Annotated in this window: 26 protein-coding genes; all 26 read left to right on the forward strand. The window is 32.7% G+C overall.

Features of this window, described 5'->3' with window-relative positions; translation table 11 throughout:
• Window positions 1-16: 16 nt before the first annotated feature.
• The 26 genes from OD917_RS00690 (at window position 17) to OD917_RS00815 (ending at window position 25,513) form a co-directional block, all read left to right on the forward strand.
• Window positions 17-1,771: an ABC transporter ATP-binding protein gene (locus tag OD917_RS00690; protein ID WP_263521630.1), complete on the forward strand. Its 1,755-nt coding sequence runs from the start codon at window positions 17-19 to the stop codon at window positions 1,769-1,771.
• Between the two features lie 16 nt (window positions 1,772-1,787).
• A complete protein-coding gene (locus OD917_RS00695; protein WP_263521631.1) occupies window positions 1,788-3,356 on the forward strand; it encodes a histidine kinase in 1,569 nt (522 codons plus the stop codon).
• Between the two features lie 85 nt (window positions 3,357-3,441).
• On the forward strand, window positions 3,442-6,036 hold the full coding sequence (locus OD917_RS00700; RefSeq protein ID WP_263521632.1) for a zinc-dependent metalloprotease: 2,595 nt from the start codon (window positions 3,442-3,444) through the stop codon (window positions 6,034-6,036).
• Between the two features lie 15 nt (window positions 6,037-6,051).
• Entirely contained in the window at window positions 6,052-9,390 is a 3,339-nt protein-coding gene (locus tag OD917_RS00705; RefSeq protein ID WP_263521633.1) for a SusC/RagA family TonB-linked outer membrane protein, read from the forward strand.
• An 11-nt stretch (window positions 9,391-9,401) separates the two neighbouring features.
• On the forward strand, window positions 9,402-10,721 hold the full coding sequence (locus tag OD917_RS00710; protein WP_263521634.1) for a RagB/SusD family nutrient uptake outer membrane protein: 1,320 nt from the start codon (window positions 9,402-9,404) through the stop codon (window positions 10,719-10,721).
• A gap of 153 nt (window positions 10,722-10,874) precedes the next feature.
• Window positions 10,875-11,639 (forward strand): LytR/AlgR family response regulator transcription factor, encoded by a 765-nt coding sequence (locus tag OD917_RS00715; RefSeq protein WP_263521635.1) that lies wholly within the window; start codon window positions 10,875-10,877, stop codon window positions 11,637-11,639.
• 225 nt (window positions 11,640-11,864) lie between these two features.
• Window positions 11,865-12,449 carry an NUMOD4 domain-containing protein gene (locus tag OD917_RS00720; protein WP_111285499.1) on the forward strand — a complete coding sequence of 195 codons (585 nt, stop codon included), beginning with the start codon at window positions 11,865-11,867 and terminating at the stop codon, window positions 12,447-12,449.
• Window positions 12,450-12,650: 201 nt separating this feature from the next.
• Entirely contained in the window at window positions 12,651-14,039 is a 1,389-nt protein-coding gene (gene lpdA / locus OD917_RS00725) for a dihydrolipoyl dehydrogenase (protein WP_073416603.1), read from the forward strand.
• Between the two features lie 163 nt (window positions 14,040-14,202).
• A complete protein-coding gene (locus OD917_RS00730) occupies window positions 14,203-14,694 on the forward strand; it encodes a TPM domain-containing protein (protein ID WP_263521636.1) in 492 nt (163 codons plus the stop codon).
• A 102-nt stretch (window positions 14,695-14,796) separates the two neighbouring features.
• Window positions 14,797-15,135 (forward strand): n-acetylglutamate synthase, encoded by a 339-nt coding sequence (locus tag OD917_RS00735; RefSeq protein ID WP_263521637.1) that lies wholly within the window; start codon window positions 14,797-14,799, stop codon window positions 15,133-15,135.
• Between the two features lie 63 nt (window positions 15,136-15,198).
• A complete protein-coding gene (locus OD917_RS00740) occupies window positions 15,199-15,585 on the forward strand; it encodes a DUF1801 domain-containing protein (RefSeq protein WP_263521638.1) in 387 nt (128 codons plus the stop codon).
• A 95-nt stretch (window positions 15,586-15,680) separates the two neighbouring features.
• On the forward strand, window positions 15,681-16,352 hold the full coding sequence (locus tag OD917_RS00745; protein WP_318013836.1) for a DUF2625 domain-containing protein: 672 nt from the start codon (window positions 15,681-15,683) through the stop codon (window positions 16,350-16,352).
• 217 nt (window positions 16,353-16,569) lie between these two features.
• Window positions 16,570-17,250 carry a DUF4919 domain-containing protein gene (locus tag OD917_RS00750; RefSeq protein WP_263521640.1) on the forward strand — a complete coding sequence of 227 codons (681 nt, stop codon included), beginning with the start codon at window positions 16,570-16,572 and terminating at the stop codon, window positions 17,248-17,250.
• Window positions 17,251-17,384: 134 nt separating this feature from the next.
• Window positions 17,385-17,927, forward strand: a complete 543-nt coding sequence (locus OD917_RS00755) for a DUF2975 domain-containing protein (RefSeq protein WP_263521641.1) — start codon at window positions 17,385-17,387, stop codon at window positions 17,925-17,927.
• A 10-nt stretch (window positions 17,928-17,937) separates the two neighbouring features.
• Window positions 17,938-18,144, forward strand: coding sequence for a helix-turn-helix domain-containing protein (locus tag OD917_RS00760; RefSeq protein ID WP_057116634.1), 207 nt, complete (start codon window positions 17,938-17,940; stop codon window positions 18,142-18,144).
• 79 nt (window positions 18,145-18,223) lie between these two features.
• Window positions 18,224-18,817 carry an NAD(P)H-dependent oxidoreductase gene (locus OD917_RS00765; RefSeq protein ID WP_263521642.1) on the forward strand — a complete coding sequence of 198 codons (594 nt, stop codon included), beginning with the start codon at window positions 18,224-18,226 and terminating at the stop codon, window positions 18,815-18,817.
• Between the two features lie 24 nt (window positions 18,818-18,841).
• A complete protein-coding gene (locus OD917_RS00770; RefSeq protein ID WP_263521643.1) occupies window positions 18,842-19,282 on the forward strand; it encodes a hypothetical protein in 441 nt (146 codons plus the stop codon).
• Window positions 19,283-19,393: 111 nt separating this feature from the next.
• Window positions 19,394-19,882, forward strand: a complete 489-nt coding sequence (locus tag OD917_RS00775) for an SRPBCC family protein (RefSeq protein ID WP_263521644.1) — start codon at window positions 19,394-19,396, stop codon at window positions 19,880-19,882.
• Between the two features lie 37 nt (window positions 19,883-19,919).
• Window positions 19,920-20,345, forward strand: a complete 426-nt coding sequence (locus tag OD917_RS00780; RefSeq protein WP_263521645.1) for a hypothetical protein — start codon at window positions 19,920-19,922, stop codon at window positions 20,343-20,345.
• On the forward strand, window positions 20,335-20,547 hold the full coding sequence (locus tag OD917_RS00785; protein WP_263521647.1) for an ArsR family transcriptional regulator: 213 nt from the start codon (window positions 20,335-20,337) through the stop codon (window positions 20,545-20,547). The genes OD917_RS00780 and OD917_RS00785 overlap by 11 nt, the downstream gene beginning before the upstream one ends.
• A 79-nt stretch (window positions 20,548-20,626) precedes the next feature.
• Entirely contained in the window at window positions 20,627-20,995 is a 369-nt protein-coding gene (locus tag OD917_RS00790; protein ID WP_263521648.1) for a nuclear transport factor 2 family protein, read from the forward strand.
• A 116-nt stretch (window positions 20,996-21,111) separates the two neighbouring features.
• Entirely contained in the window at window positions 21,112-22,152 is a 1,041-nt protein-coding gene (locus OD917_RS00795) for a serine hydrolase domain-containing protein (RefSeq protein ID WP_263521649.1), read from the forward strand.
• A gap of 5 nt (window positions 22,153-22,157) precedes the next feature.
• Window positions 22,158-22,580: a DUF1801 domain-containing protein gene (locus tag OD917_RS00800; protein ID WP_263521650.1), complete on the forward strand. Its 423-nt coding sequence runs from the start codon at window positions 22,158-22,160 to the stop codon at window positions 22,578-22,580.
• 1 nt (window position 22,581) lies between these two features.
• A complete protein-coding gene (locus OD917_RS00805; RefSeq protein ID WP_263521651.1) occupies window positions 22,582-23,685 on the forward strand; it encodes an MBL fold metallo-hydrolase in 1,104 nt (367 codons plus the stop codon).
• A gap of 69 nt (window positions 23,686-23,754) precedes the next feature.
• Window positions 23,755-24,879 carry a lactonase family protein gene (locus OD917_RS00810; protein WP_263521652.1) on the forward strand — a complete coding sequence of 375 codons (1,125 nt, stop codon included), beginning with the start codon at window positions 23,755-23,757 and terminating at the stop codon, window positions 24,877-24,879.
• A 106-nt stretch (window positions 24,880-24,985) separates the two neighbouring features.
• Window positions 24,986-25,513, forward strand: a complete 528-nt coding sequence (locus tag OD917_RS00815) for a GNAT family N-acetyltransferase (RefSeq protein WP_263521653.1) — start codon at window positions 24,986-24,988, stop codon at window positions 25,511-25,513.
• Window positions 25,514-25,589: the final 76 nt, after the last annotated feature.

Raw genomic sequence — 25,589 nt, forward strand, 5'->3', positions numbered from 1 at the left:
AAGCTTGAAAAAACAAATGAAAGCAAAAGCATTCGATACAGGATTATTCAAAAGAATATTAAAATATACGCGTCCTTATAAATGGCGTTATTATGGCGTAATCATATTTGCCATTTCGCTATCTATTTTCGCAGCACTTCGCCCTTACTTACTTAAAGAAACGGTCGATGGCTACATCAAAACTCATGATAAAATGGGATTGCTGATGTACATCATCTTAATGGGAGTAGTTTTATTGATGGAGGTTTTTTCTCAATTTTACTTTGTTTATTGGGCAAACTGGCTCGGACAAGATATTGTAAAAGATATTAGAACCAAACTTTTTCAGCACATTTTGAGTTTCAGAATGAAGTATTTTGATTTGGTTCCTGTTGGTCAATTGGTTACGAGAGCCGTTTCAGATATTGAATCGATTGCTCGTATTTTCAGTCAAGGTTTATTTATGATTATAAGCGATTTGATGAAAATGGTTGTGGTCTTAATTTTTATGTTTTACATGAACTGGAAACTGACTTGGATTGTCGTGATTGCAATGCCGATTCTGGTTTACATTACAAGAATTTTTCAGCGTAAAATGCAGGTTGCTTTTGAAGAAGTAAGAACTCAAATTGCCAATATGAACTCGTTTGTTCAGGAACGTGTGACGGGTATGAAAATCGTACAGCTTTTTAACCGTGAAAAAATCGAAGCAGAAAACTTTAAAGAAATCAATAATAAACACAGAGTTGCTTGGATTAAGACGATTTTGTACAACTCGATCTTTTTCCCGATTGCAGATATTATTTCATCCATAACTTTAGGTTTGGTTGTTGTTTATGGTGGTTTCAGAATTTTAAACGGAGATCATTTTACAACTTTTGGAGATTTATTTTCATATACCATGTTTATTGGAATGCTTTTTAATCCATTGCGTCAAATTGCGGATAAATTTAACGAGATGCAATTAGGAATGATCGCAGCCAATCGTGTTTTTGATATTATTGATACACAAGATCATATTCAAGATACCGGAACAATTAAAGCGCCAGTTTTTGATGGAAGAATTGATTTTAAAGACGTCCGTTTCAGCTACATTCCAGAGGAAGAAGTTATAAAAGGAATTGATTTATCGGTTTCAGCTGGACAAACTATTGCAATTGTAGGTTCGACAGGTGCTGGAAAATCTACCATTATTAATTTATTGAATCGTTTTTACGAAATCAACAGCGGAACAATCTGTATTGATGGAGAAAATATCGAAAACTATACTTTGGCTTCTTTAAGAAAACAAATTGCCGTTGTTTTGCAAGATGTGTTTTTGTTTGCCGATACGATTTATAATAATATCACTTTGCATAATCCAGAAATTACTCGAGATAAAGTAATTGATGCTGCGAAGAAAATTGGTGTTCATGATTTTATTATGAATCTGCCAGATAATTATGATTTTGATGTAAAAGAGCGAGGTGTCATGCTTTCTTCGGGACAGCGTCAGCTTATTGCTTTTTTACGTTCTTATGTGAGTAATCCAAGTATTTTGATTTTGGACGAAGCTACTTCTTCGATCGATACATATTCTGAAGAAATGATTCAGCGTGCGACCGAAACGATTACAAAAGGAAGAACTTCGATTATTATTGCACATAGATTAGCAACAATTGTAAATGCAGATAAGATTGTGGTGATGGATAAAGGATTGATTGTTGAACAGGGAACGCATCAGGAATTACTGCTTAAAACTGATGGTTACTATAAAAATTTATATGACTCACAATTCGCCGTAGCGAACTAAGTCATAATGGTACTTCTTGAAATTTAGATTAAAAAAAATAAAATCTCAACGCGCTTTCGTAATTTACGTTATCGTCTCTATTCTTATTACGGTTTCTTCTGTATATATATTAAGTAATTTAATTACTGATCTTACAGAAAAAGCAAATGAAGATCTAGCACAACGTAATTTTATTAAAAAGCACGAATTCTTGTCGCAAGAATTTTTGAAACTTCTCGAACAGGAAAACAGAATTAAACATGTTTTAAAAATTAGTAAGCCAGAGAATCTAGCTTCTAACTTACAAGTCTTGTCTTCAGTTCAAGGCATCAATTTATTAGTCGATAACAATTGGTTTCAGATTAATGATGGTGAAATTCAGTTTGGAATTGACTCTATTTCGCATGTCATGAAAAAAGAAGCGAAAGATTTTATTCTTAAAAATAAAAATAAAGACCATATCAAAACGGTTATTTCGCTGGGAAAAGAACAGATTTGGAGAATTTATTTCAAAATCGCTTCAAAAAATTTAACCGTGCGTTATGGTTACGACATCAATTTAAAGAAACTTCACGATTATATATCTACCGCCGACAAAACAACTGGTAATTATGCTTTTGTTTTTGATCAATCTGGAAGATGTGTTTATCATCCAGAATCTGATCTTATTGGAAAAAACGTTTATGAATTTTCTTCTACTCAACCTTTTGATACTATATTCAGCAAAAAGAAGGATTATGTAAAAACAGTTACAATGTCTGAATATTTGAAAATGGATGTTATTCGTTTTACAAAAAAAATAGACATACAAAATCTGTCGTGGTATATATGTGTAGATTTTCCAAAAATATTTGTTGATGAAAATGCGACGTTAATCAAAAAATATTCAACTTGGATTTATTCGATTACAACTGTAATGTTGTTGTTGATTTTCTATTTATTCTCTTATGCAAACAGACGTGCCTATCGAGAAAAAGGAATTGCGATTAAAGAAAAAAACCGACTTTTAGTTGAGAATGAAAAAATTGTAAAAGAAAAAGCACTTATTCAGCTTCAGCATTTAAAAGAGCAGATAAATCCGCACTTTTTATTTAATTCGTTGAACTCGCTTTATATGTTAGTTGGAAGCGATGTGAAAACGGCGCAGAAATTCACACTAAACTTATCTCGTATTTATCGTTATTTAATTGATCCGCCAGAAAAGAACATAGTTCCTTTAAAGGATGAACTTTTATTTATCGAAAAATATATCTTTTTACAGCAGACTCGTTTTAAAGAAGAATTATTCTTTTCTATAGAAATCGAAAACCAAACTGCTTTAAACAAACACATCCCCTATCTAGCCTTTCAGATTGCGGTAGAAAATGCTATTAAGCATAATGCAGCCACTCAAGAAAGTCCTTTAACTACAAAAATCCTAATTAGAGAAGATCAGGTCATCATTAGCAACAATCTTCAAAAGAAATTGACTGCTGAACCAAGTACTAAATTTGGGTTAAATTACCTGAAAAGTATTTACAATTATTATTTAAAAACCGATTTTAAAACATCAGAAAAAGACGGCGTTTTTATCTGTATTCTTCCATTAATATCCATTCACTCCTAAAAAAAAGCCACTCACTCCTTTTTGTTTTTTTGCTGACCTAAATTCGAATAGTTTCGGCCAAAAATTAACCTAAACTTAACATCTGATGAAGGAAAAGGCATTCCTGCATAATTTGATAACATTTTGCATATTCCTATTATTATTAGCACCTCTTAGTGTTCATTCTCAAAAGAAAAAGAAAGACAAAAAAGAGACTACTGAAATTAAAAAAGATTCTACCGATTCTAAAAAAGGTAAAAAATATGATGACCTTGTAAAAAAAGGTTCTGTAAAAAAAGGACTGTTCAATGTAATTCAAGTTAAAACTGATGTTTATTTCGAAATTCAAGACAGTTTATTTAAAAGAGAATTTCTGGTTGTAAACAAATTATCTCAAGTTCCTTTTCAGGTAAACGAATATGGTTTAAACAAAGGAATAAATTATGAAAACAAGGTTATTAGTTTTTATAAAGACACAATCGCAAAGAAAGTCTGGGTAAAATCATACGTTCCTCAGGTTTCTTCACCAAAAGAAGATGCGATTACCGAATCTGTTCAAAATAATTTTGCCGAATCTATTATTGAAGTTTTTGATATTGAAACTAAAAACAACGATTCGACAGCAGTTGTAATTAAAGTAAATAAGATTTTTGACGGAAAACAAAAAAGCTTCAACGATGTTTTGAGTAACACTGGTATAGGCGGTTCTGTTAAATCTGAGCTTTCTTATATTGAAGGCTTAAAATCTTTCCCAAAAAATATTGTTGTCAAATCTCAACTGACAACTTCTGTAAGCGAAGGCGGTCCAGCGTTGTCTGTGACTCTTGGCGTAACAAGTAATATTATTTTATTGGATAAAACTCCAATGAAACCTCGTTTTTCTGACAAACGAATTGGCTTTTTTACTGAAAAACATTGGTATTTTGCCGATGCACAGCAGGCAATGCTTGAAAAAGAATTGATTACTCGCTGGCGTTTAGAACCAAAGAAAGAAGATGAAGAACGATATTTGAAAGGTGAATTAGTAGAGCCGAAAAAACCAATCGTTTATTACATTGATCCCTCTACTCCAAAACAGTGGAGAAAGTATATTATTGATGGCGTACACGATTGGCAGGCAGCTTTTGAAAAGGCAGGTTTTAAAAATGCCATTATTGCAAAAGAACCTACTGAACAAGATTTAGATTTTGATATTGATGACGTTCGTTATTCTGTAATTACGTATGCAGCCTCTGCAAAATCGAATGCTATGGGACCATCTGTGGTTGACCCAAGAAGTGGTGAAATTATTGAAGCCGATATTATCTGGTGGCATAATGTAATGACTTCGCTTCAAAGCTGGATGCGTATTCAGACTGGACCAATCGATCCTAAAGCTAGAGGAAACAAATTTAGTGACGAACATATGGGACAAGCAATTCGCTTTGTTTCTTCTCATGAAGTGGGCCATACTTTTGGTTTGAAACATAATATGGGTTCTTCTTTTGCTTATGATGTGGAGTCTTTACGTTCTAAAGAATTCACAGCAAAAATGGGCGGAACTGCTCCGTCAATTATGGATTATGCAAGATATAATTATGTAGCACAGCCAGAAGATAATGTAACTGTAATTACTCCAAAAATTGGAGAATATGACAAATATGCTATCGAATGGGGTTACAGATGGTACGGTCCAAATGACAATGAAACTTTAAAGCTAAATACTTTAATCACACAGCATCAGAATGATCCAATTTATTTCTATGGAGAGCAACAAGCTACTATTATAGATCCTCGTTCACAATCAGAAGACTTAGGAAATGATGCAGTTAAAGCAAGTGAATACGGTTTAAAAAACCTAAAACGTGTTGTTGATAATATCATAAACTGGACTTACGATAAAGATCAGTCTTATTACGAAACTGGAAAATTATACATCGGAACTATTGGCCAATGGCAAATGTATAACCGTCATGTAATGAATAATATTGGTGGTGTTTATTTGAATGAAACGGTTCACGGAGACAACAAGCAAAGTTACATTCCAGTTCCCGCTGCAATGCAGAAAAGAGCTGCTGATTATTTAGCTAAAAATGTACTTACGATTCCGCAATGGCTGTTTTTCAATGACATTTTAGACAAAACAAATCCGTTGAAAGATTCGCCTGTTGGCCCTTACGAATATACTCCATATACACTTTCAAGAGAATTACAATGCGGTATTCTGTATGATTTATTAAGTGATGAGCGTTTACTTCGAATGACTGAAAACGAATTATACCAGCGAAATAAAACCAAAGATCCTGTTTTTACCGTAAATGACTTGTTTAAAAAAATACATCAAAGTGTTTTTGCAGGAACGATTGCTAATAAATCATTATCAATCTTGGAGCGTATGGCGCAAAAGAACTATGTAGATGTTTTGATCGTTTCGACCAATAAAATATTTGAAAAAACAGATCCAAAAAAAATACTAGATATTCAGCAAACTTTAAATATGCCTCATTTGTGCACTTATTTAGACGATGCTCACATGGTAAAAAACATTAATCAATCTTCTTTAAAAAGAGTTACAGAAGTGACTTCAGATAAAAAAGGAGAGTTATATAAAATTCTTCAATTATTAAAAACAAAAAAGAGTACAGGAGATCAATCTACCCAAAACCATTACCGCGATTTGATACAACGAATCGATAAAGCCCTAAATAATACAACCTTTTAATACACAACCCAAAACATGAAGAAAATTTTACATGCCTTACTGCTGTTCCTGGCCATCGCAGGATACTCGCAGGAATCCCGAACTATTACGGGTATCATTCAAGATGAAGCAGACTTGGCGCCAATTCCTGGTGCGTCAATCTTCGTTGAGAATAATTCTATTTCAAACAAAACTGCTATGGCAGGTATTATTCATAGTGAAGCTATTGGAACTACATCAGATTTCGATGGTAAATTCACTTTGAAAATCGGAAAAAACGTTACTTCTTTGAGAGTTACTTTCATGGGATACAAATCGTACACTCTTGAATTAGATGCTCAAAAAAATTATACTGTTAACTTAACATCTGAAACAGCAAAACTTCAAGAGGTTGTTGTAACGGGTTACCAAAAAATTGAGAAAAGAAAACTTACTGCAGCCGTTTCTAAAATAGATATGTCCGCTATTCAGCAAACTGGGGTTTCTAGTATTGACCAATTATTGGTAGGACAAATTGCAGGGGTTGCTGTTTCTACTCCATCTGGAGCACCTGGAGCACCAGCTAAAATTAGAATTAGAGGTACAGCTTCTTTAAGTGGAACTCAAGATCCTTTATGGGTATTAGATGGTTTACCATTAGAAGGAAATGACGTTCCTAAAAACTACGACAAAGACAATATCGACCAATTGAACAACTTTTCTATTGCAGGTTTAAATCCAGATGATATTAAAGATATTACAATCTTAAAAGATGCTGCTGCAACTGCTATTTACGGTGCTCGTGCTGCAAATGGTGTAATTGTGGTAACTACTAAAAAAGGTAAAGCTGGTAAAATGGTGATTAATTTCAACACCAATACTTTTATCACTCAAAGACCAGATTTCGACAAATTAAACTTAATGAATGCAAGTCAAAAAGTTGATTTCGAACTTGACCTTGCAAGCCGCGCTGATTTAACATACAGAGACAATGTTGGAGAAATTTCTCGTATCCTAAACGGATCAAATGAGTTGGCAGCTTATAGAGCGGGAGGATTTTCTGCGTTAAGCCCTGCTACACAACAATCAATTAATGATTTAAGAAAAAACAATACAAACTGGGGTAATTTAATTTACCAAACTGCAATCAACACGCAACACGGTTTAAGTTTATCTGGCGGTGGAGAAAAATCTGACTACTATTTCTCTTTAGGATATTATGATGAAAAAGGAACTACTATTGGAACTGGTTTCAAACGTTACAATTTAACTTTGAAAAACAATTTCGAAATTACAGATAAATTCAAAGTTGGAGTTGGAATCTTTGGTTCTGAAAACAAAACTACTTCTTACTTATCAGATACAGATGCTTATACAAGCCCAAGTAACTATTCAAGAAACGTAAATCCATATTTGACTCCTTATAATGCAGACGGAAGTTACAAATATGATCAAGATATTGTGGGTTACTCAGAACGTTATGTTCCATTTAATATTTTAGAAGAAAGAGCAAACACGTCTTACGATTTAAAAACAAGAGCCGTAAAAGCTTTATTAGATGCTGAATATAAAATCACTAGAGATTTAAAAGTAACCTCTCAATTAGGTTTACAATTGGACAATACTTCTAGCGAAAAATTTGCTGATAAAGACACTTATTATACTAGAAAAGAAAAAGAAAGATCTCGTTACTTTACAAACGGAGCTTATAATTATTTCTTACCTGAAGGCGGTATTATCCAAAACGCAAACACTGACTTTTTCCAATACAATCTAAAAACAATGGTGAATTACTCTAAAACTTTTGGAGAAAAACACGAAGTTGAAGCGATGGTTGGTAATGAGTTAAGAAGAAATTATACAACTACTGTTGCTACAAAAGGTTTTGGATTTGATAAAAACACTTTGACTACTAAGCCAATTATGTTCCCAAATAGCTCTTTTGCTAATGATGCGATATACAGAACATATCAGAAATCTGAAAACGAAAATGCTTTTGCTTCATTTTTTGCTACAGCTTCTTATACTTACAATAGAAAATACAGTGTATTTGGAAGTGTGAGATATGATGGTTCAGATTTATTTGGTGTAGATCCAAAATACAAATACTTGCCACTTTGGTCAACTTCTGCTTCATGGGCAGTTTCTGAAGAAGATTTCTTAAAAGACAACTTAACACTTTCTAACTTAAGATTACGTGCTTCTTACGGTTTACAAGGTAATATTGATAAAAACACTTCTCCTTTTGTAATGGGAAGATACAGCAATACAACCATTTTACCTGGACAGACAGAACAAACTATTTCTGTTGAAACTCCACCAAACGACAAATTACGTTGGGAAAAAACTACCAATACTAACTTAGGTATGGATCTTGGCTTATTCAACAACCGTATCAGCATTGTTACTGATTTATACGGAAGAAAAAGTACTGACTTAATTGGTTTGAGAGCAGTTCCATTCGAAAATGGTTTTGAGTACAGCAACATGAACTGGGCACAAGTAAGCAATAAAGGTTATGAAATTACTTTGTCTACAAGAAACATTGACCGTCCAAACTTCAAATGGAATACAAGCATTAACTTTTCTCATAACAAAAGTAATGTAGATAGAATTGAAGTGCGTGATACTGATTTACTTCCAAGCAGAGAAGGTCGTCCTGTAAATGCAGTTTTTGGATTAAAAACAAACGGTATAGATGAAAATGGTTATCCTTTATTTGTTAATAAAAACGGTGAAACAGTAAATGCTCAGACTTTCTTCAAATTGTACGATCCTTATGCTGATTTCTTCCCTGGAGAACTTACAGAATCTTCTTTAACGCCAGCAGAGTATAGAGATTTATTTGTTTACTTAGGTGATAGAGATCCTAAATTCACTGGAGGTATTACTAATACAATTCAAGTACATAATTTTGATTTTACAGTTGCTGCCGCATTCAATTTGAAACAAACTGTTGTAAAAACACCTCCATACAGCGGAACTGAAGTAGACAGAGGACAGAATTACTCTACTGATATTTTGAATGCATGGTCACCAACCAATACTTCTTCTAATTTACCAGGAATTACAGGTAAAGATTCTGGAACAGGAGATTCTTGGATGGCTTATCAATGGTTCTCATCAGCTACTCCATTAAACTGGAACAATTACTTAGATACATGGGTTAGCGAAATGAGTTATATGAGATTGAGCAGTATGCGTTTAGGCTATACATTCCCTAAAGCATTTACAGATCACATCAACATTCAAAGCATCAGACTTAATGTTGAAGCAAGAAACTTATTTGTAATCAGTTCTGACTTTAAAGGATATTTTGATCCTGAAACTTACGGAAACATTTATGCACAGCCAGTTCCTAAATCATTCACTATTGGATGTAATGTAACTTTCTAATACAATTAAAGATGAAAAAAATCTCAAAATATATATTACTTTTTACTGCAGCAATTGCAGTAACAAGCTGCGATGATTATCTGGACATAACACCTGTTGGGCGTGTTATACCAGAAACACAAGAACAATTTCGTGCGGTATTAACAACTGGATATTCAAAATATCCAGAACACAAAACATTGACAACACTTCGTACAGATGAACTGAAATTGGATGACTTTAGTGAAGATCTCAATATTTACAAAGATATTTTTATATGGAAAGATGCCAATCCTGACCGTATTACAAGAGATTTCCAATATCAGGATTTATACAATGTAATTTTCTATACAAATGTAGTAATCAATGAAGCATCAAAAAAAGTAGCAGCTTCTGAAGAAAGAAATCAATTAATTGGAGAAGCTTACGCTTTAAGAGCAATGGCTTATTTTGATTTGGTTAACCTTTTCGGAAAACCATACAACGCTTCAACAGCTGCTTCAGACAAAGGAGTTCCATTGGCATTAGAAATTGACTTAGAGCAGGTTTACGTTCCTCAAAGTGTTGAAGTAATTTACAATCAAATTATTTCTGATACTCAGGAAGCTGAAAAACTAATCAATTTAGATTCACAGACAAAAGGTTTAAATTATCGTTTCTCAAAAGTTGCATTGTACACTTTAGAAAGCCGTGTTTACTTACACCAACAGCAATGGCAGAAATCTTTAGATGCTGCAAATAAAGCATTGGCAATCAACAACAATTTGGTTGATTTAAAAGCTACTTCTGTATTTGCAACAAAATACGATTCAAAAGAATCTATTTTAGCTTTAGAAGATGGATACATTAACAGAATGAAGGCAGCTTCATATGCTTCGCCTGAGTTAATTGCTGCTTACAATACAACAACAGATTTACGTTTTCCTCTTTACTTCCTAGCAAGCGGAAGCCGTTTCAGAATTCAAAAAGGTGGTAACGATGACCAAAAATGTACGTTTAGAACTTCTGAATTGTATTTGACAAAAGCAGAAACACAAGTTAAGTCAAATAATATCGCTGATGCAAAAACTACTGTTTTAGCTTTCGTTAAAAACAGATATACGCAAGCAGGATATATAGAGCTTGAGATTGCAGTTAATGCTATGAACGCAACAGATCTAACAAACTTCATTTTGGCAGAAAGACAACGTGAATTTGCAGTTGAAGGACACCGTTGGTTCGATTTAAGAAGAACAACTCAAAAACAAATCGTACACACTATCAATGGTACCGATTATACTTTGATACAAAATGATCCGCGTTATACAATCATTTACCCTGCAAATGCGAGATTGAACAATCCCAATCTATAATTTTTACCTAAATTGTTTTTTTTTAAAAGGTCCAGTTTTTTTTAAGCTGGGCCTTTTTTTATATAAATCCCAATAACAAAATGCTCACTTTATTGCGAATAATAATTACTGAATTATCTTTGCCGCATAATTGAATACCAAAATGTTTATAAAATGAGAATTGCTATTGTCGAAGACGAACACTTAGCTTCTAGCTATCTAAAATCTATTTTAGAACAGCAAGATATTTTAAAGATTGCAGAAATCAGCGTTTTAAAATCTGTAAAAGAAGCGGTTGTTTTTTTTAGCGAAAACAAAGTTGACTTAGCATTTATGGATATTCATTTAGGTGACGGGAAAAGTCTCGACATTTTCGAAAAAACCATTATCGCCTGCCCTGTTATTTTCATCACGGCTTATGATTCTTACGCCATTTCTGTTTTCAAACATTTTACGATCGATTATCTTTTAAAACCATTTGAAGAAGAAGAATTATTAGAAGCGCTTCAGAAATTCAGAAATATAAAAGAAAGTTTTAATAACGATTCTACGCTTCAATCTTTAGTCGCAATAGAAAATCCAGAATCAAATAAAATACAACGTCATTTCTTGGTAAATCACGGCTATAAATTGATTTCTATTAACGAAAGTGAAATCACTTATTTTTCGGCCACAGGAAAGCATCTTTTTATCCATGTAAAATCTGGAAATAGCTATTTATACAATAACACCTTAACAGAAATTATAAACAGTTTAGATGCTTTTAATTTCTTTAAAATAAATCGAAAATATATCGTTCATCGAAATACGATTAAAGAAGTTGTAAAACATTCCAATCAGAAAGTAGAATTAATTTTAACGGTTCCTGCAGCCGAATCTGACGCTATTTTTATCAGTAAAAAAGAAATAAATAATTTCAAAAATTGGCTTGACCAATAAATTAATAATTATTTAGCTATAAATTCATGCAGTTTTCAAAAATTAAAAAACTGCATTTTTGATAAATTGTGATTTAAAATCCGACTAAAAACTGTCAAAAACACGTTAAAACGTTAAAATAGCGTTATAGAAATCATAAAATTGCCCGTTCACTATCAATAAGATAGCAGAAATTTTTGGTTTATTATTTATCTTTGAGAGTATAGAAATCAAATGTAAAAGAAAATGCCACAAAATAGATTTTATCCAAATGAACAGTTTAAAGAAATAGAAATAAATGCCTCATTACAATTACGATACGCCATTTCAAACAGAGGTCGACTAATAAGTTTTACAGACGAAATTGAAAACGGACGCATCTTAAAAGGCGGATTAAGCGATGGTTACCCAACTTTCCGTTTTAAGGTTAAAAAAGACGATAAAATCGTAAACAAATATCTCTTCTTATATAAATTAGTTGCCCAATATTTTATTCCAAAAGATTCCGAAGATCAAACTTATGTTCTGCATTTAGATTACAACAGAGCTAACGATGATGTGAGTAATTTGCGCTGGGCAACCAAACAAGAAATGATGGCGCACAGCCGAAAAAGTCCTCGCGTTATTCAAGCAAAAAAGAATCTGATCGAACACAATCTTAAAGCCGACGGACGAAAATTGACCACTACAAAAGTGATGTTAATCAAAAAAATCCTTGCAAGACCTGAACAAAAAACACGTCTTAAAATGATTGCAAAACAATTCGGCGTAAGCGAAATGCAAATTAGAAGAATTGCCAGCGGAGAAAACTGGGGACATGTGAAAATTTAATGGTGGTTGTAAAATGTTAAAGGTAAAATGTGAGATGTATGATATTGAAATCAACATTTCACATTTTACTTTTTTACAACTAACCTTTTTTTAAAATAAATCCTTAAATTCGCAATCACAAATAACAAAAGAATAAATCGAAAGATGAGTTTCGGAATTTTAAAATTCATTTTTCGATAGTTAATACTAAAAACAAAAAAAATGAAATACGACGTTATTGTTTTAGGAAGTGGTCCTGGAGGATATGTAACAGCAATTAGAGCTTCACAATTAGGCTTTAAAACTGCTGTAGTAGAAAAAGAAAATCTTGGTGGAGTTTGCCTTAACTGGGGATGTATCCCAACAAAAGCGCTTCTAAAATCTGCTCAAGTTTTTGATTACCTTAAACATGCTTCTGACTACGGATTGAAAGTTTCTGAATTCGATAAAGATTTCCCAGCAGTTATTCAACGCAGCCGTGGTGTTGCTGAAGGAATGAGCAAAGGGGTTCAATTCTTAATGAAAAAAAACAAAATTGACGTTATTGAAGGTTTTGGAAAACTAAAACCTGGAAAAAAACTTGACGTTACTGATAAAGACAATAAAGTTACAGAATATAGCGCTGACCACATTATCATCGCAACTGGTGCTCGTTCTCGTGAGTTACCAAACTTACCTCAAGATGGTGTAAAAGTAATTGGATACCGTCAGGCAATGACTTTGCCAACACAGCCAAAATCTATGATTATTGTTGGTTCTGGAGCAATTGGAGTTGAGTTCGCTCACTTCTACAACTCAATGGGAACTGATGTTACTATCGTAGAATTTATGCCAAACGTAGTTCCTGTAGAAGACGAAGATATCTCAAAACAATTTGAGCGTTCTTTGAAAAAATCAGGAATTAAAGTAATGACTAACTCTTCTGTTGAGCGTATCGACACAACAGGTGCAGGAGTTAAAGCTTTCGTTAAAACTGCTAAAGGAGAAGAAGTTCTTGAAGCTGACATCGTACTTTCTGCGGTTGGAATTAAAACAAACATTGAAAATATCGGATTAGAAGAAGTTGGAATCGCTGTTGACAGAGATAAAATCTTAGTAAACGCTTACAACGAAACTAATATTCCAGGATATTACGCAATTGGAGACGTTACTCCAGGCCAAGCTTTAGCGCACGTAGCTTCTGCTGAAGGAATTAACTGCGTTGAAAAAATTAAAGGTCTTCACGTAGACCCAATCGATTACGGAAACGTTCCTGGTTGTACTTATGCAACTCCAGAAATCGCTTCTGTAGGTTTAACTGAAAAACAAGCAAAAGAAAAAGGTTACGAATTAAAAATTGGTAAATTCCCATTCTCAGCTTCTGGAAAAGCAAAAGCTGCTGGAAATGCTGACGGATTCGTAAAAGTAATTTTCGATGCTAAATACGGAGAATGGTTAGGATGCCACATGATTGGTGCTGGTGTTACAGATATGATTGCTGAAGCAGTTGTAGCTCGTAAACTAGAAACTACAGGTCACGAAATCCTTAAATCTATCCACCCTCACCCAACAATGAGCGAGGCTGTTATGGAAGCTGTTGCTGATGCTTACGGCGAAGTAATTCACTTGTAAAAATACACCGTTTTACGGTTATATATAATTCTCAATTTATAAAATCCGATTTGTGAAAACAGATCGGATTTTTTTATTAAATAAATATTGATTTTTCATAACAAATTGAGCATTAATTTTTAATAATAAAGACTTACTTTTGCCGTGCCCAAAACTATAAGCCATGAAAAAATCATTGTTCCTATTAACAATTGTTCTTCTAATATCTAGTTCTCTTTCTGCGCAAACAAAACCAGAAACAAAAACTATTTTTGCACCTTCTTACGATTATGTAAATGATTTTGAAAAAATCATGACTCCAAGTCAGGTAAAAACTTTAAGCGATTTTTTAAAAACTAGTGAAGCTAAAACAAAAAGTAAAATTCTTATTGTAACTACTTCTTCAATAAGTCCACATACAGATCTAACCGATTATTCTTTAGAACTGGACAAATACTTATTGACTAAATTAAAAATCGACACTTCAATTCTTATTGTAATAAGCAAGCAATTAAGACAAATTCAAGTTCAAGGCGTTGATAAAATACGTGTCAAAATGAGCGATCAGGAAATGAAAGATATCATTTCAACTTATGTAGTTCCAGAACTTAAAAAAGGCGATTATTACAAAGGTCTACTTGTAGGCTCACAGCAATTAGTAAAAAAAATAGAATAAAACGACAACATCCGATTTGTACAAACAGGTCGGATGTTTTGGTATTCAAAATAAATTCTTTGCGATAAAAACAATAATCTTGACTTCTTAACCAGTAGTAAAATGATCAATTACAATAACAAAATATTCAAACCTGTAAGCAACAGCGAAAACGGAGAAACTTCTAATGAAACCGCTTTTCTTTATAAACAAGAAGGAAATATTCTAAGTGCAGAATATTCAGGCGGAAAAATCATAAAAGGTCATTTAATAGGCATAGTAGACAACGAAGGAAATATCGAAATGAGATACCATCAAGTAAATGAAAAAGGTGAATTAATGACTGGAATCTGTCATTCTAAACCTGAAATTTTAGAAAATGGAAAAATCAGACTTCATGAAATCTGGCAATGGACATCAGGCGACCAATCAAAAGGAAAATCTGTAATTGAAGAACAATAAAAATAATCCTAAGATCTTTTATAACTTTATCAAAAATCAGTAACTCATTAAAAATCAATTATTATGAAATCAGAAATTCAGAATTATAATAATTCACAGACAGCTGAAGATAAAGAAATCTGCGATCTTCTTTATAATATAATAGATCAAAACTTAACTGAAGCCGAAAACAAAATCTGGCATGCGCATCCTGTTTGGTTTCTAGACGGAAATCCGATCGTAGGTTACAGTAAATTAAAAGATTCTGTCAGATTGCTTTTCTGGAGCGGACAATCTTTTGAAGAAAAACTACAAAACGAAGGTTCGTTTAAAGCAGCCGAAATTCGTTATACAAACATTGATCAAATTAACGAAGAAGACTTGAAACGCTGGCTTGAAAAAAGTATTGAAATTCAATGGGATTATAAAAATATTGTCAAAAGAAAAGGAGTTCTGCTTCGACTAAAATAACCAATTAACCAAAAAACAAATACAACCCAAAAATGAAATTTTTTCCCTTAATCGCCTTTATTTTTTTAACCGCTACAACCTTTTCACAAACAAAAATGAGACCAGTAAACGAACTCATCGATCAAACAGATTCTGGATGGAAATTAGTAAAAGAATGGACAAATACTGCTAAAAACAAAGTAGAAATTCTTCCTGCAGATCCTCAAAAAGCCAAAGACGCTTTGTATCACACCCAAGTTACAACCAGCTCGCCAATGGGTGCTATTGTATATAAAACTGGCGGAATTTTAATCGACAATGGCTGGATTAGAATCCTAGGTTCTGGAAGTGCCAAACTTAACCGAAGTCTTCCTGATTGGAACAAAGGAAAATCTTTTAAAGAATTTGGAGAAGCTCCTTCTTTCTTTTTAATTGCCGACGATGCTTTGGGCGGTTTTTATATTTTGAATGGTGGCGCTCTGGGAACCGATCTTGGAAAAGTATATTATTTTGCACCAGATAATTTAGAATACGAACAGCTGGATATTACCTATTCTGAGTTTTTAGAATTTTGTTTTAATAACGATTTAGATAAATATTATTCTGGCAGCCGTTGGGAAAGCTGGAAAAAAGATCTTGCTGCATTACATGGAGATCAGGTTTTCAATTTTTATCCGTTTCTATGGACCGAAGAAGGAAGCGATATCAACAAAGTTCAAAGAAAAATGATTTCTGTTGAAGAACAATACAGCCTTAATTTAGATTTAAGAAAACAGCTTGGGCATTAATTCCAAACACATAATGGTTTAATTTATATGGCGTGTTCTTTCGGGTCAGGCTGTCCGCTAAATTCCCGATTTAGAAAAACTAAGACTAAAAAGCTTTTTTTTCTAATTGGGAGATGCCGCTCCTAATCCTTAACGCACCTGTTTCATAAGAACAGTTTTGTTGTAATATAATTTGTATTTTAGTAAGATCAAAACTACAACCAAAACACTCTAAATCATGCTAAAACAAATTTTTATCCTTTTCATTTTTTGTCTCGGAATTCAATTGCATTCACAAGAAATTGGCTTTACAACTCCAGATTACAAAGCCATCGAAAAAGAAATCAACGACAAAAATTCAAAGTTTTTCTATCCAAAATTAATGGAAAGGCTCATGAAAAATGATACCCTTTTATCACATGACGAATACCGTCATTTGTATTTAGGCTACGTTTTTCAACCTAAATACAATGCATTTTGGATTTCGCCCGACGAAGAGAAACTTCGTAAATATTACGATAAAGAAAAACTCGAAACTTCAGATTATGATGAAATCATTAAATTGTCTAATCATTCCTTAATCGATTTTCCGTTTGACTTAAAACAGCTTAATTTCCTTGCTTACATTTATCATTTAAAAGGTGACGAAACAGCAGCAAAAATTACTTCTTTCAAATTCCATAGTATTATGAATGTTATTCTTTCTTCTGGAGACGGAAAGAAATGTGAAACTGGTTTTCATGTCTTAATGGTAGATCATGAATATATTTTACTCAGTCTTTTCGAAATCGATTCTAAAGAACAATCTCTTGTAGGAAACTGTGATTATCTAAGTTTTGAAAAAGGCGCTTATAATGTAGATGGCATTTATTTTAATATTGAAAAAATGCTAGAAAACGAAAGGAAAGCTCTCAAATAATCTAATTTTCAAACATAAAACAGCAACTCCAACAAATTTAATGTTGGAGTTTTTTTTTTGATAAAAACTATTTATTTATTGTTTATCAATAAATTTTTATTATTTTAGCAGCATAACTTTTAATCTTAATTACAATGGAAATTAAAATTGGAACACCGCAGATCCTAAAAATTTTGAATATTTTATCAAGGATTATTTTTATTGGCTTATGCGTAGAAGCTGGTATGTATCTTTTCAACGGAATTTATACAATGACTATAAATTCATACAATGCACGTTTTCTTGATTTACTTGATTTGTACAATTATAGTCCCACTTATTACATTCAAGAAATTTGTTTTATCAGTATTGTAGCAATACTAAAAGCAATTATGTTTTATTTTATTGTAAAAATGCTGCATTACAAAAAATTAGACATTGCTCAGCCTTTCACTGCCGAAATGGGACGTTTTATTTCTAATCTTTCTTACTTGGCTTTCGGAATCGGATTGTTTTCTTTTTGGGCTTTCAAATTCAATAATTGGCTAGCTTCAAATGGCGTAAAACTCCCGACTTTAGAATCTCTAAATCTTGAAGGTCACAGCATCTGGATTTTTATGGCAATTATAATGTTTGTAATTGGACAGATTTTTAAAAGAGGAATCGAAATTCAATCTGAAATTGACTTAACTATTTAAACGAAACATTATGCCTATTATAGTAAACTTAGACGTCATGATGGCAAAAAGAAAAATGTCATTAAATGAACTTTCAGAAAAAGTAGATTTAACTTTATCAAATCTTTCCATTCTAAAAACCGGAAAAGCAAAAGCCATTCGTTTCAGCACGCTCGAAGCAATTTGCAAAGTTTTGGATTGCCAGCCTGGTGATATTTTAGAATTTTCGGAAGAATAATTTCATTTCGATTTAATTTGTATTTTCGTACAGAACTGATTTAAACTTTGAAACGATTAGAAATCTAAAAAGTCTAAAAATGAATATTTTAATTGTTTACTCGCATCCCAGTAAAAAGTCATACACTTTTCAAGTTTTGGAAAGATTAAAATCTGTTTTGGCTAATGAAAATTGGAATATCGAAATCTCAGATTTGTATGCTTCCAATTTCGAAAGTGATATGTCTGAAGCAGAATATGAACGTGAAGGTTTTGCAAAAACTCAACTTCCGATTCTGCAAGATGTTTTGAGCGAACAAGAAAAAATAGAAAAAGCAGACTGCATTATTTTCCTTTATCCCGTTTGGTGGAGCGATTGTCCTGCAAAATTAAAAGGCTGGTTCGATCGTGTTTATTCTGTTGGATATGCTTACGGGCAAAATGAAAATTCAAGAAAAATGAAAACCATTCCACTAGGACTTGTAATTTGTACAGCTGGCCATCCGAATGATTTTCTTAACGAAATTGAAATTGCCCAAAGCATGGAAAAAATAATGCTCGAAGACCGACTTGGAAAACGTTTCATTCAAAAGGAAATGATTATTCTAGGCGGAACTTTGGAACTCGAAAACGTAATGGCAAAACATTTTCAACTGATTAATCAAATTCCTGAAAAAATTAAAGCAATAAAATAATCCCTAAATATAAACTAACTTCAAATGATACAAGACGATACAACAGAAAAATCAGTTTTTGAAGAAATTCCAACCGAGAAAATTTATTCTAAAAAAGCAATAAGCACCGCAACTTTTTTTGGAGGTCCGCTGGTTGCTGGATATTGCATCGCAGAAAATTTCAAAGCATTTAACGAATCTGAAAAAGCTAGAAATACTTGGCTTATTACTGGAGCTTTTACGATCGTTATTATCGCTATTGCTTTCAATCTTCCTGAAAACTTCCCAACAATTATTTTCCCTGTAATTTATTCAGGTGTAGCTTCTTATCTAATTCATACCTACCAAGAAAAAGAAATTCAAAAGCACATGGATAATGGCGGAAGCACTTTTGGCGGATGGAGAGTTTTTTTTATTTCTATATTAAGTGTCATAATCTTACTTGGCTTAATTTTAAGTTCCGCTTATCTTTTTTTAGGAGAATAACTTAGCACATTAATTCTGTCCGAAAAGTACCTTAAAATTGTCTTTAAAATACCTTAACTAATTAATTTTTAGATTGTAAATTTACTTTACTAATTTAAAAATCAATTAATTATGAAAAGTCAAGATTTTACCACAACAATAATTGTCAATCAATCGCCAGAAGAAGTTTTCAAAGCCATACAAAATGTTCGTGGCTGGTGGTCTGAAGAAATTGAAGGAAAAACAGCAAACGAAAGAGACGAATTTAAATACCATTATGAAGACGTTCACCGCTGTAAAATAAAATTGATTGAAGTCATTCCAAATCAGAAAATCGTCTGGCTGATTGAAGAAAATTATTTCAGTTTTACCAAAGACGATACGGAATGGACTAATACAACTGCGATTTTTGATATTTCGAATGAAGACAACAAAACCAAGCTCACTTTTACACACGTTGGTTTAGTGCCAGAATACGAATGTTTTGAAGTTTGCAAAGCGGGCTGGACCAATTATATCGAGAACAGTTTGAAAAAACTAATTGAAACTGGAAAAGGACTGCCTAATGCAACTGGAAAACCTCAAATAGAAACAGAAAGAGCATTATCATCAAAAGAATAATTTTCTTACTTTCGTTATAGTAATTAAAACGAAAGCTATGAATCCATTTTTAAGAAATACTTTGGCCGTAATTGCAGGTCTTGTTATCGGAAGCGTTGTCAATATGAGCATCATTTTAATTAGTGGTTCTATAATTCCAGCGCCAAATGGTGCAGACGTTACTACTACTGAAGGCTTAAAAGCATCAATGCATTTATTTGAGCCAAAGCATTTTCTTTTTCCATTTTTAGCCCACGCATTAGGAACTTTTGCTGGCGCATTAACGACAGCTTTAACCGCAATTCATCATAAAACAAAATTAGCTTTTGGTATTGGAGCTTTCTTTTTATTTGGCGGTATTGTGACCATGTTTACACTGCCATCGCCAATTTGGTTTGGTTTTGTCGATTTAATTTTCGCTTATATTCCAATGGCTTATTTAGCTTCTAGAATTGCTGTAAAAAAGAAAACAAATGGGCGATAAAACAACAATAAAACCAGCAAAAAAATGCTACGAGCATATCGGTGGCAAATTGGGCGAACTTCTTTTGGAAACATTTGCCGATAAAAAATGGATTGCCAAAAATAGTCCTGAAGAAAAGCATTTTTATATAACTGAATTAGGCGAAAAAGAGTTTACCAAATTAGGTTTAGATCTTTCAAAAATTAAATCGGAAGCCATTTAATTTTATAAAATTCCAAGCCTTTTCTACAAAATTTTTAGCACTTAATTTCATAACTTAGTTTGTTTTTAAATCTGGAATTATGACTAAGAAAGAAATCGCTAAAAACTTCCTGAAATTGGCAGCAAAAGGACATCCTCATGAAGGTTTTCGATTATATGTCGGAAAGAATTTCAAACATCACAATGCCTATTTCAAAGGTGATGCAGACACTTTAATGCTTGCTATGGAAGAATCTGCCAGAACAAATCCGAATAAGATTTTTAAAATCCATCATATTTTAGAAGACGGGAATTTAGTTGCGGTGCATTCGCATCTCAAACAAACTCCTGTAGACGTAGGTTTTGCAGTTGTGCATATTCTCAAATTCGAATCGGATAAAATCATAGAACTTTGGGATTTAGGCCAGCCAGTTCCTAAAGATTCTATTAATGAAAATGGAATGTTTTAGTTAATTGTGAATTGTTAATGGTAAATTATTAATTCAAAAACTAAATCTATAAACAACAGATAAACGCATTCGCAACATTTTACAATTCATAATTAACAATTCACCATTAAAAACCAATGAACTTCATCGCCAAAATCTCTTTACTCTTAGTTTTAATTTTTGCTTCTTGCAATTCATCAGCTCAGAAAAAAGAGGATTATAAAAAAAGTATTGATAGTATAATTCAAAACTCAAACCCAAAATTTACTGGTGTAGTTTTAATTTCTAAAAATGGGAAAGCGCTGTATTCAAAAGTTGAAGGTCTTTCGAATTTCGAAACCAAAATACCTTTAAAAATGGATACCCAATTTGAAATCATGTCCAACAGTAAATTAATTGCTGCCGTTTTAATTTTATTGGAAGTCGAAAAAGGAAAAGTCGATTTGAATGCGCCAATCAAAAAATATCTGCCAGAACTAAATCAAACTTGGGCTGATTCAGTAACGGTTCATCAACTTTTAAATCATTCTCACGGAATTATCGATTTACAAAAACCATTGGCTTTTAAACCTGGAACCGATTTTAAATACGGAAATCTCAGTTTTAATCTAGTTGCAAAAATTGTCGAATTCAGCTCTAAAAAAAGTTATAGAGATGTTGCTGAATCGCTTTTTAAGAAATTAAAAATGAATCACACTTTTTGTTATTCTAAAGATAAAGAGCAAAATCTGGCAACGGGTTATTATAATGTAAAAAATCAGTTGGAACCTGATACTTCAAGACAAATCACAGATGAAAGTTTAGGTGCAGACGGCATTATTTCAACCGTTTCTGATCTAGCTATTTGGAACAATAATCTTCATAAAGGAAAAATATTAAACCCCGAATCATATCAGTTATTAACTAAAAACACCATTTTATCTCAGCATAATTTCTTTGGAAAAGAAAAACAACCTTATGGATACGGAATTCGAATTGTAGAAGAAGAATCAGTTAAATATCTTGGACATACAGGTTTAGGTGACGGATTTTCTGCCGTAAATTTGTATTTCCCAGAAAGTGATGTGAGCCTGATTGTTTCAGAAAATCAAATGCCGGAAGATTCTAATTTGTTTTATGCTTCTGAATTCAAAATCAAAAACATCCTTTTAAAAAGTGATTTATTAAGTAAAAAATAAACAAAATGGCAAAAAATAAAACTACAGAAACTCAAGGCAGTGTTACTGATTTTATTAACGCTGTCGAAAATGAAGTTAAAAGAAACGATGCTTTTGAACTTCTAAAAATAATACAGGAAACATCAGGTTTTGAACCCAAAATGTGGGGACCAAGCATTATTGGATTTGGAAGTTATCATTATAAATATGACAGCGGACATGAAGGTGATGCACCATTAGCCGGATTTTCACCAAGAAAAGCCGCATTGACCGTTTATTTCTATTTGCCAGAAGAAAAAAGAGAAGAACTTTTATCGAAATTAGGAAAACATACTTCGTCGAAAGCCTGCATTTACATCAAAAAATTAGCTGATGTTGATATCGAAATCTTAAAAAAGATAATTTTGCTTTCTATTCAATACACTCAAAATTTATATCCCTCAAAATAAAATGATTACATTCTTAATTCTAGTATTTTTAATATTATTTGCCATTTACAGATTTCTTCAGCATCCAAAATTCGGAAAAGCTCCTTCTGGCGAAAGACTAACTTTGATTCAAAATTCGCCTCAATATAAAAACGGAAAATTCGAAAATCAATCTTTTACACCCGACCTTGCAGAAGGAGAAAGTATGGCGGGAGTTTTGTTTGAATTTTTCTTCAAAAAAGTAGAAAGAAAAACGCCAACCGATTTGATTCCGTCAATAAAAACCAATTTACACGAACTTCCTCTCGATCAAGATATTTTAGTTTGGTTTGGACATTCGTCTTATTTTATTCAGTTGGAAGGAAAACGATTTTTAATCGATCCTGTTTTCAGCGGAAACGCCTCTCCTATTCCTGGCACAACAAAATCATTTAAAGGCTCTGATATTTATTCAGTTGAAGATCTTCCAGAAATTGATTATTTATTGATCACGCACGATCATTATGATCATTTAGATTATGATACGATTTTAAAATTAAAACCCAAAACTAAAAAAATCATCACGGCTCTCGGAGTTGGTTCGCATTTTGAGTTTTGGGGATTTCCATCAGAAAATATTATCGAAAAAGATTGGTACAGCAGGATCCAATTAGATGAAAATCTGACGATTCACACAACGCCTTCAAGACATTTTTCTGGCAGAAGTTTTAAAAGATGTAACACACTTTGGACTTCTTTTGTTTTGGAAACTAAAGATTTTAAAATGTATTTGGGTGGCGACAGCGGTTACGATTCTCATTTTACTGAAATCGGAGAAAAATATGGTCCATTTGACATCGCTTTACTTGATAACGGCCAATACAATGAGAAATGGAAATACATTCATAATATGCCCGAAGATGTGATAAAAGCCATGAAAGATTTGAAAGCAAAAAGAGTATTCCCTGTGCACTCTTCTAAGTTTTCATTGTCTCTTCATTCTTGGGACGAACCTTTGAAAAAAGTAACAGAATTGAATAGTTTGTCTGAAAATCCGATTTCTTTAATTACTCCAATGATTGGTGAAGCTGTTGAATTGAAAAATGATAAACAAGAGTTTAAACAATGGTGGGAAGGAGTTCTTTAATTGTAAATTATTAATGGTTAATAATGAAACCTGAGACTGAGACTGAAAACTTGAAACAAACTCAAAACCGTGAAAAACAAAATATCCTTTCTAGCGCTTTTATTGCTCGTAACATCTAACATTTTTTCTCAGAATACTTACGTCTTTTTAGGATCTTACAATCGAGATAAAACGGCAGAAGCCATTCAGGTTTATCAATTGGATACTTTGAGCGGAAAATTGACCAAATTTACTTCGGTTAAAAATGTTGTCAATCCCTCCTATTTAACGGTTTCTCCAAATGGAAAATATGTTTACGCATGCACGGATACCAAAACTCCAAATGCGGGAAGCGTGAGCAGTTTTGAATTTAATACATCGTCAAAAACATTGACTTTTTTGAATAGTCAGCGAAGTGGCGGTGAAAACCCAGTTTATGTTTCTGTTCATAAAAATGGAAAATGGCTTGCCAATGCCAATTATACTGAAGGAAGCGTTTCGGTTTTTCCAATTTTAGAAAATGGAAAAATCGATTCGATTGCACAGAATTTTCAATACATGGATGGAAGTGTAAATAAAGAAAGACAAACCAGATCTCACGTACACTCTGCAGTATTTTCTCCACAATGCGATTATTTGTTTTTACCCGATTTAGGCGCCGATAAAATTCGCTGTTATGCATTTGATGAAAATGTGAAAAAGCCTTTAGTAGAAACTAAAAATCCATTTACAAAAACCGATTTAGAAGCTGGACCGAGACATTTTACTTTTCATCCAAATCAAAAATGGGGATATTGTATAGAAGAAATGGCAGGACAAATAAGCGTTTACAATTTTGAAAATGGTGTTTTGAATAAAATTCAGCGCATTGCAACGCATCCGGATAAAATAAAAGAAGGCTTTGAAAGCTCGGATATTCATATTTCTCCTGACGGAAAATTTCTTTACGCCACCAATCGCGGCAAGGAAAATAATATTGCTATTTTCTCTATTGATGAAAATGGATTTCTTAAAAACATTGGTTATCAATCTACTTTAGGAAAACATCCACGAATTTTTGCCATTGACGAAAGCGGGAAATTTTTAGTTGCATCAAATGTACAAACTGGGAATGTTGTGGTTTTTAAAAGAGATTTTAAAACTGGATTACTTAAAAAAGTAGGAAAACAGATTAAAATGGAAAATGTCTCTTGTGTACATATTAAGTGTATTTGATATTTGTCTAAGAATTTTTTAGGCCAACATACTATTAAATAACAATACTATTCTTACTTTTGCAACATAGACAGAATTAACCATCCTAAAAAAAGCAAACCATAAAATGCAAATATCAAACTTCAATTTACAGCCCGATTTCTTAGAAAACGAAATTACAAAGTTAATTCCGCTAGAAGAAAATCATTTTGAAGCATTATTTGAAGTCGCTTCCGATCCTTTGATTTGGGAACAAAATCCAGCTAAGGATCGATACACAAAAGAAGGTTTTAAAACTTTTTTTAATATTATAATTACAAAAAGTCCGTTCTTAATTCTCGATAAACAAACTGGCGAAATTATGGGAACAACGAGTTTTTACGATCACAATCCCGAAAAATCGAATGTGGGAATTGGTTACACTTTTATTACAAGAAAATATTGGGGAGGCCCATACAATAAATCAAACAAAAAATTAATGATCGATTATGCATTTCAGTATGTTGATTCGGTACTTTTTCACATCGGAGCAGAAAATTTCCGTTCTCAAAAAGCCGTTTTAAAACTTGGAGCAGAAAAAATCAATGAGCTGACATTTACTATTAATGGTGCTGATGTGCCTTATTTTGAATATGAGTTGAAGAAAAAAGAATAAATGAAAGAAGAAAGAGGCAAGAGAAAAGATATTGAATTTAATACATCGTCTTGCTTCTTTCATCTTTCCCTTCTTA

The organism is Flavobacterium sp. SH_e (genome assembly GCF_025717045.1).
GTDB lineage: Bacteria > Bacteroidota > Bacteroidia > Flavobacteriales > Flavobacteriaceae > Flavobacterium.

Coding starts and splice junctions, on each gene's coding strand:
- OD917_RS00740 (WP_263521638.1), top strand. CDS start 15,199: ATGAAATCAGAAATTCAGAATTATAATAATTCACAGACAGCTGAAGAT.
- OD917_RS00700 (WP_263521632.1), top strand. CDS start 3,442: ATGAAGGAAAAGGCATTCCTGCATAATTTGATAACATTTTGCATATTC.
- OD917_RS00795 (WP_263521649.1), top strand. CDS start 21,112: ATGAACTTCATCGCCAAAATCTCTTTACTCTTAGTTTTAATTTTTGCT.
- OD917_RS00780 (WP_263521645.1), top strand. CDS start 19,920: ATGAATCCATTTTTAAGAAATACTTTGGCCGTAATTGCAGGTCTTGTT.
- OD917_RS00730 (WP_263521636.1), top strand. CDS start 14,203: ATGAAAAAATCATTGTTCCTATTAACAATTGTTCTTCTAATATCTAGT.
- OD917_RS00705 (WP_263521633.1), top strand. CDS start 6,052: ATGAAGAAAATTTTACATGCCTTACTGCTGTTCCTGGCCATCGCAGGA.
- OD917_RS00790 (WP_263521648.1), top strand. CDS start 20,627: ATGACTAAGAAAGAAATCGCTAAAAACTTCCTGAAATTGGCAGCAAAA.
- OD917_RS00745 (WP_318013836.1), top strand. CDS start 15,681: ATGAGACCAGTAAACGAACTCATCGATCAAACAGATTCTGGATGGAAA.
- OD917_RS00735 (WP_263521637.1), top strand. CDS start 14,797: ATGATCAATTACAATAACAAAATATTCAAACCTGTAAGCAACAGCGAA.
- lpdA (WP_073416603.1), top strand. CDS start 12,651: ATGAAATACGACGTTATTGTTTTAGGAAGTGGTCCTGGAGGATATGTA.
- OD917_RS00720 (WP_111285499.1), top strand. CDS start 11,865: ATGCCACAAAATAGATTTTATCCAAATGAACAGTTTAAAGAAATAGAA.
- OD917_RS00710 (WP_263521634.1), top strand. CDS start 9,402: ATGAAAAAAATCTCAAAATATATATTACTTTTTACTGCAGCAATTGCA.
- OD917_RS00800 (WP_263521650.1), top strand. CDS start 22,158: ATGGCAAAAAATAAAACTACAGAAACTCAAGGCAGTGTTACTGATTTT.
- OD917_RS00775 (WP_263521644.1), top strand. CDS start 19,394: ATGAAAAGTCAAGATTTTACCACAACAATAATTGTCAATCAATCGCCA.
- OD917_RS00815 (WP_263521653.1), top strand. CDS start 24,986: ATGCAAATATCAAACTTCAATTTACAGCCCGATTTCTTAGAAAACGAA.
- OD917_RS00755 (WP_263521641.1), top strand. CDS start 17,385: ATGGAAATTAAAATTGGAACACCGCAGATCCTAAAAATTTTGAATATT.
- OD917_RS00765 (WP_263521642.1), top strand. CDS start 18,224: ATGAATATTTTAATTGTTTACTCGCATCCCAGTAAAAAGTCATACACT.
- OD917_RS00770 (WP_263521643.1), top strand. CDS start 18,842: ATGATACAAGACGATACAACAGAAAAATCAGTTTTTGAAGAAATTCCA.
- OD917_RS00750 (WP_263521640.1), top strand. CDS start 16,570: ATGCTAAAACAAATTTTTATCCTTTTCATTTTTTGTCTCGGAATTCAA.
- OD917_RS00785 (WP_263521647.1), top strand. CDS start 20,335: ATGGGCGATAAAACAACAATAAAACCAGCAAAAAAATGCTACGAGCAT.
- OD917_RS00715 (WP_263521635.1), top strand. CDS start 10,875: ATGAGAATTGCTATTGTCGAAGACGAACACTTAGCTTCTAGCTATCTA.
- OD917_RS00760 (WP_057116634.1), top strand. CDS start 17,938: ATGCCTATTATAGTAAACTTAGACGTCATGATGGCAAAAAGAAAAATG.
- OD917_RS00805 (WP_263521651.1), top strand. CDS start 22,582: ATGATTACATTCTTAATTCTAGTATTTTTAATATTATTTGCCATTTAC.
- OD917_RS00690 (WP_263521630.1), top strand. CDS start 17: ATGAAAGCAAAAGCATTCGATACAGGATTATTCAAAAGAATATTAAAA.